Genomic DNA, 6,623 nt, shown 5'->3' on the forward strand with positions numbered 1-6,623 from the left:
GTATAGGCATGGATGCTGCCACCCAGGCCCGCCTGTTCGACCTGGAACGGCATTTTACCCGCCGCGGCACAGATAATGAGCATGGAGCCGGTTTGGGACTGTTGGTGGTAAAAGAGCTGGTAAGGCTCAACGGCGGACAGCTGCAGCTCTCCAGCGCGGTAGATAAGGGAACTACCGTAAATATTCAGCTCCCCGGCTCTTATGTATAAACCTGCTTAAAAGGAAGACCTTTCTACCAGTCTGCAGGGGTTTTGCAGGTGCGCTTTTTTCTTCTTTAGGATCATATTGATCACATCCGTTCCCATTCTTGTAAAGTCGCTGGAGATAGTGGTAATGCCGTTACCCACAATTTCTTTCATAGGAAAATCATTGTAAGAGATAATGCCCACATCCTTTCCCAGCTTATAACCAAAGGTGGTGGTCTTTTTTACCAGCTGCACCAGGTCCTGGTCATTTACCAGCACATACAGCTCCCCGCGGGCCGGCCGTTTATTCTTTGCATGGGAAATAATGGAAAAGTCCAGCTCAAACTCACGGCAGAACTGCCGGAAACCTTTTTCGATCTGCTTCAGGTTATAAAATTGCGGGCCCAGTACCAGCACCAGCTTGTTGTATTTACGGCGGATGGCAGGCAGGCCCTGTTGTAATACCTGGTAAATATCTGTTTCAAAATGCTGGCAAACAGAAGGATAGGCCTGGCCCCAGTCCTGGTAGCCCAGATCCAGGATGTATATTTTATCCTGCGGTAATTTCTTCAGCGCGGGTTTCATGCCTTTGTCGGGTATGGGCATAATAATATATTCCGTGTACTTGCCGGCGCTTTGCGCTATCAGTGTTTTAAACACTTCTATATTGTTGTGGTGAAAGAAAATATCCACCACGCCTTTTCCGTCCAGCGTGCTTTTTATGCCTTCGTAGATATCCTCTTTATACGCGGTCAGGTGGTTGAACAGCACAAATATATTGTGTTTGGAATGGGTGTTGGCGCTGGCTACAAAATAGCCTTTATACTTTACGGCCGATATTACACCGGTTTGCTTGAGCTGCTCAAACGCCTGTACTCCGGTCTTTTTGGCAATACCGGTGCTGTCGCTCACCTCATTTACGGAAGGTATTTTATCCCCGATCCTTAACTGCTTGTTATCAATAGCGCTGATAACAGATTGAATGATCTGCTGATACTTTGGCGCCCCCGAATTGTGATCTACTGTGATAATAGACTTCATATAATTACGAATTATGCTAAACGCTTAATGCTTAATGCTGAACGCTGCTTGCCGAATGTTGAAAACCCGATACGCTGCATTCAGCGTTAGCGTTCGGCGTTAAGCATTCAGCATTTATTCAGCGTCAAACAGCCAGTCCAGTCCTTCTGCTGCATTGTTACTGCCTGTATCCTGTTTCCCTTCCATAAAACCCAATACCAAACAGGCGCCCTTACCCAGTGTAAGGGTATGCTCGCCTGCTGCAAAATAATAGGTATGCACATTCACCGGCGGCAGGGAAGGTATGCTGATCGCATGCCGCAGGCGGATGGCTGCCTGCCCGTAGTTATCTGCGCCGGCGTCTGTTTCCAGGTCCGGCTCCTGTAAAAAACTTTTGTCCTTACTTTCAAAAAAGCCTACCACTACTTTTACCGCCTGCTGGTTGCGGAACTGTAAAGTAGTACCGGCTGTTTGCTGCTGCTGCATGGAGCAGGTAATACCCTGCAGGTCTTTTAACGCAGGGGACGCAGCTGCCAGGCGCAGGTCTTTATCTGAAAATACCTTTGCCCCGCTCAGAGGCTGGTAACGGCCCTTAGCCGGACTTAATAAGGTAACCGCAGCTGCCTGTAAATGCAGCTCATTAGCCGGTGTGGCAATACCGGATGGCGTTGTCTGTAAGGTTTGCAGGTGCTGTTTAAAATACTGCAGCTCTGCTTCATAATAAGGCAGCAGCTCGGTCCAGGTTTTATTCTTCCCATCGTCCCCGCCAATAGGCACTTTCCTTTGCGCGGTTTGCATGCTGTTGGCATACAGGTAGGTATCTTTTGTAAGGGCGGCCAGCTCCCGGTAGTATTGCACGCTTTGTTCCAGCAGGGGCAGCGCTTTTTGCAGATCACTTAGCTGGTGGCTATGCTGGTATTGCAGCACCCATAAAGCCGCCTGCACTTTGGCCGCAAAATAATTGGCCAGTGCACGGTAGCAGTATATATCATTTTTCAGGCGGGTAAATTCTGCCTGGTTTTGCTGCACACTGGCCGCAGCTTTGTCAATGGCGGCTGCTGCCAGCTCCCCGTGTTGTACTACTTCTTTAATTACCTGCACAGGTGTTTCACCGGTATGCGGTGTATGCTGCCATTCCTTATCTGCATACTGCAGCAGGGTTTCACCTTCCGGGCCGTCAGAATCATACAGGTCAGGCCATACCCGCCATTTCTTAGGATTGATCAGCTGGTTCATGAACATGCCCAGCGTAAGCGTTTGCCGGTTACCGTTAGTAATGCCAAAACGCCGTAACAGCTTGGGGGCTATTTCGCCGGTTTGCTCATAGGCTTCCAGTATATCTTTACCGGCCTGTGTGCCGTATTTTTTATTTAAAAGACCGCTCCAATAAAGGTCTTCAGCTGCCCGGTCGCGGTGGCAGTTCCAGGCGTAACGCGCCCAGGCCTGGTACCAGATCCAGTCACGGTCTGTTTGCAGCAGGCGGGGTGTGGTTTTATCCGCAGTATAGGGCCAGTCCCAGTAAGAGGCCTGCGGGTACAGGTGCAGGCCATTGGCGCCATGAGCGGTGTGCATGGCCTGCACACATTTTTGAATAAAGCTGGTAGCGCCGTAACGGAAGGGTTCCAGGTTGGCCAGTATATGCACGTTATCGATATCTGCAGCAGCCAGCCGGCTGATCTCGCGGTGCATGGCGGCCCAGGGGCCACGCGGGGTATAGGTGGTAAGCGCTTCCCCGTTATATTTATTTTCTACATACAGGTTTGAATAAAGCGGGAGGGCGGCTTTCAGCAGCAGCTGCGGATTGCTGTCGTGCCCGCGTAATACAATAGGGGGGAGTGTTTTCTTTCCGAGGGTTTGCAGCCCGTCTTTTACCCCGGGAATAATAGTTTCAGTGAACCATTTCACATCCATGTCATCGCCTTCCATAGCTTCTCCCAACGTTACCAGCAGGCCTACATTGGGATATTTGGCTACAAAAGCGGCAATGGACTTACGGGTATAATCCGCTATCAGCGGGGTAATGGGGCGTTTACGGTCCTGCGTTACCAGCCCGTGTTTTTCTGCAAAAGGTTTGGAAAGTATAATGTTGTAGAACATCTGTATCACCCAAATGCCGCGGCGGTCTGCTTCCCTGGTGAGAAAGCGGTACAGGTCCTCATTCTTTTTAAAAGTAGCGCTGTCCACCTCCACTGCGTAAGGATATTCCTTTAACCGCACCAGTGATGCAAAGGGGTGCCCGTTCCACAGGTATAAGGAATTCATACGGTTTTCCGCCAGCATATCCAGGTAGCGGATCCACAAAGCTTTATCATACAGCCAGGGAAATATCTCCGGGGTGTAAGGATATTCATACACCATTCTGCCCGGCAGGTAAGTAGGCTTCTGAATGCCTACACAGGCGCCGCGCAGCACCATTTCCGGCTGGTCGGTAAAGGAAAGCTGTGTAGGTAAAGCGCCTGCCGCACGTATGCGGGCAGCCAGCTCCAGGCAGCCATACATAGCGCCGCTGGCATCCGTACCGCCAATAACAGTATGGCTGTTGGCTGCTGCAATGGTAAAACCTTCTTTACCCGGTGTTTGTGAAATAGATAATTTATAGGTACGTATAGCCTTTTGGGTAAGCGCATCGTTCAAAAGGCCTATTACGATAGCTGCACCGGATGGTGCACTGGCCTGTGTAAGCAGCGTTACCTGGTAACCTGCAGCCTGTAAGGCTTTGCTCAGGTGCTCTGCTCCATATTGTACCCGCGCGCTGGCATGCGCTGCTGTTACCAGCGTTATATTTTTATCCCCTGCTGCAAAACAAAAATGCCAGCAACAGCTCACCAATAAAATACAAAACAATCGCTTCATACATCCAGTTTCATAACGTACTTCAATCAAACATTCAATAACAATCCTCTTACTTCAACCCATTCATCATTTCCTCCATTACCTGCCGGTTCAGCTTTACCTGCACCATTCCAATGGGATGAAAGCGCTGCTTATTATTAATAGCCGCATACAGAATGGTATAACGGTCGTTCCCCTCGGGTATCAGGCAAAGCGGGGTGCGCATAATATCCCACCACTTTTTTACTTTGGTATGAATGGGAAAGTACTGCGCGGCAGTCCAGTGAAGGCCATCCCTGGAAAGCGTGTATCCCATCATGTTAGGCAAATGTAAGCCAAATCCCTCCGGTCCGCCATCAAAAACGGCAATATATAAACCGTTCGGCAGCCGGCTTACAATAGGATTTTCCACAAACCAGGGATGTATGGAGGTTACAGGGTTCACGGTAGTATCCATCCGTGTCCAGGGGCCTTCCATGGAGGCGGACCTGGCCAAACCAACATACCAGCCCTTGCCGGATTTTGTTGGATAGTCGGCCCATTTAGCATAAGGATATGCGCCGCCGTAAAAGGCCAGCCATTCATTACCTGCCGGGTAAGGATAAAAGAAAGCCACGCCCTGCCGGCCTTCCCATAGCTGGGAATCAACGCCTGGCTCCATTACAATGCCCTTATCCTCATAAGGGCCGCCAATGCCTTCCAATCCTTCCTTTACAGATTCTGCCCGCCAGATGCGGCCAAAGGAATGATTGGGTTCAATATTTTTATCTACAGTATAAGCCAGGTAATAGCCATACCAGCGGTTATGTGCTTGATTAAACACCGGCATAAAAGACCAGATGGCTGCACGCCGGTCGTTCACCGGGTTATCATCTACGGCCACTGCATATTGCCCGCTGGATGCATATAAAGTGCTTTCCCGTTTCCAGTGAATGGCATCTGTGCTGGTCCAGTGACCGATGCGGGTTTTCACCCGGTCGTAGTATGCCGCCACCCCTTTTTCTCCTGCTCTTTCTGTGGGGAACAGGTGGTAAGTACCATTCACCTTTACACAGGTGCCGCCTTCAAACCCGCCCTGGATGCCGCTTGTGCCGGGCATGCCTTCCTGTATCACCGGGGCGTCCGGCCCGCCCAGGATCTCAAACAGGGGAGTAGCAGGGTTCAATAAAGGGGAACCTGCCTGTGCATGGTTCCCCTGCGATACCGACACTTGTGGGCCGTTCTCGTTCACGTTATGAATGGAATGTTGAACTACGATCCTGAATACATAAGCAAGGTCTGACGGGATCCTTGTTTTCTTTGGGATAGTAAGCGCCAGCCCCTGCTCATCCATCTTGAACGGCATGGTTTCCAGCGATTTTAAACCCAGCATCTGCAGCGATTGGATGTTACCTCCCAGGCTGTTATTGTTCAGCGCTTTCAGGTGCACGGTGCTGGAATCCCCCGGCCAGTCCAGGAAAATAGCATACAGCGTATCGCCCTTGCGGGTGTAGTGTACACGCTGGCCTTCCGGCGTGGTTTCGCCAAACACGCTGAAAGGGCGGGTACCGTAAATGGAGGCGCCATTAGCCCACATCCATTTACCCACGCGGAACATTACTTCCTGCTGGTTCTCCGGTATAGTGCCGTCAGCGCGGGGAGAAAGGTTCAGCAGCAGCTGTCCGTTCTTGCTCACCACTTCTATGATCTTATGTATAATTTCTTTAGGGGTACGGATCTCCATACCGTCGGTATACCCCCAGGAAAGGGCATAGCCGGTACCAATGGAATAATCACAAAGCCAGGGTTTTTCTACAATATGATCAGGGTTGCTGTTCTCATGGTCCAGCATACCAATACCATCCGGTATATCATTGCCCTTATAGGTCATGGTCACATCCTGGTGGCGTTTTTCCGCCGCATTAAAGTAATGCGCTAAATAATGTTGTATGTAGGTGGGGGGAATGTTTTCCAGCCAGGAATCGTGGTATATAATATCCGGGTGGTATTTGTCTACTATTTCCTCGCACTTGCCTTCCCACATTTTCAGCCAGGCTTCGTGCGGCATGGGTGTGCCGTATAACTTGGCGTATTTGGGATTGGCCGCCGCCCATCCGGGTTTGGGCTTTACATACCCGTAGTTCAGCTCATGGTGCAGGGATACAAAGAATTTCAATCCTCTTTTGCGGATGGCTTTTTCCAGCTCGCCCACCACATCGCGGTGCGGGCCCATTTGTTTGGCATTAAAAGGCGTCAGCTGGCTGTCCCACATGGCAAAGCCATCATGGTGCTCCGCTACTGGTCCGGCAAAACGCGCCCCGCTTTTTAGAAACAGGTCGGCCCAGGTATCAGCATTAAAATGTTCGCCTTTGAACATCGGGATAAAATCATGGTACCCGAACTTGCTGAGAGGGCCGTACAGGGCCACATGCCGCTGGTAGGTACCCAGTTTGGAGTACCCGGAATCCGCATGCATATGAGAGTAATAATGTTCATTATTATAGGCAGGCACGGTATATACGCCCCAATGGCAGTAGATGCCGAATTTGGCATCGCGGATCCATTCCGGTACTTCCGTGTGCTGCTGAAGGGAGGTCCAGTCAGGTT

Annotated in this window: 4 protein-coding genes; 1 reads left to right on the forward strand and 3 read right to left on the reverse strand. The window is 50.6% G+C overall.

The window, feature by feature from the left end:
- A partial coding sequence (locus VIM87_RS27580; RefSeq protein ID WP_332000103.1) for an ATP-binding protein occupies positions 1–209 on the forward strand: 209 nt, incomplete at its 5' end.
- A 6-nt stretch (positions 210–215) separates the two neighbouring features.
- Here the strand turns inward: VIM87_RS27580 and VIM87_RS27585 are convergent.
- The 3 genes from VIM87_RS27585 to VIM87_RS27595 form a co-directional block, all read right to left on the reverse strand.
- Complete coding sequence (locus VIM87_RS27585; RefSeq protein WP_332000104.1) at positions 216–1,226, reverse strand: substrate-binding domain-containing protein; 1,011 nt, start codon at positions 1,224–1,226, stop codon at positions 216–218.
- A gap of 114 nt (positions 1,227–1,340) precedes the next feature.
- Positions 1,341–4,058, reverse strand: a complete 2,718-nt coding sequence (locus VIM87_RS27590) for an alpha-d-galacturonidase (protein ID WP_332000105.1) — start codon at positions 4,056–4,058, stop codon at positions 1,341–1,343.
- A 49-nt stretch (positions 4,059–4,107) separates the two neighbouring features.
- A partial coding sequence (locus tag VIM87_RS27595; protein ID WP_332000106.1) for an alpha-L-fucosidase occupies positions 4,108–6,623 on the reverse strand: 2,516 nt, incomplete at its 5' end.

The sequence above is a fragment of the Chitinophaga sp. genome (assembly GCF_036569125.1).
Classification (GTDB): domain Bacteria; phylum Bacteroidota; class Bacteroidia; order Chitinophagales; family Chitinophagaceae; genus Chitinophaga.

Excerpts from the sequence above, each read along its gene's own strand:
- VIM87_RS27585 (WP_332000104.1), bottom strand. The coding sequence starts at position 1,226 with ATGAAGTCTATTATCACAGTAGATCACAATTCGGGGGCGCCAAAGTAT.
- VIM87_RS27590 (WP_332000105.1), bottom strand. The coding sequence starts at position 4,058 with ATGAAGCGATTGTTTTGTATTTTATTGGTGAGCTGTTGCTGGCATTTT.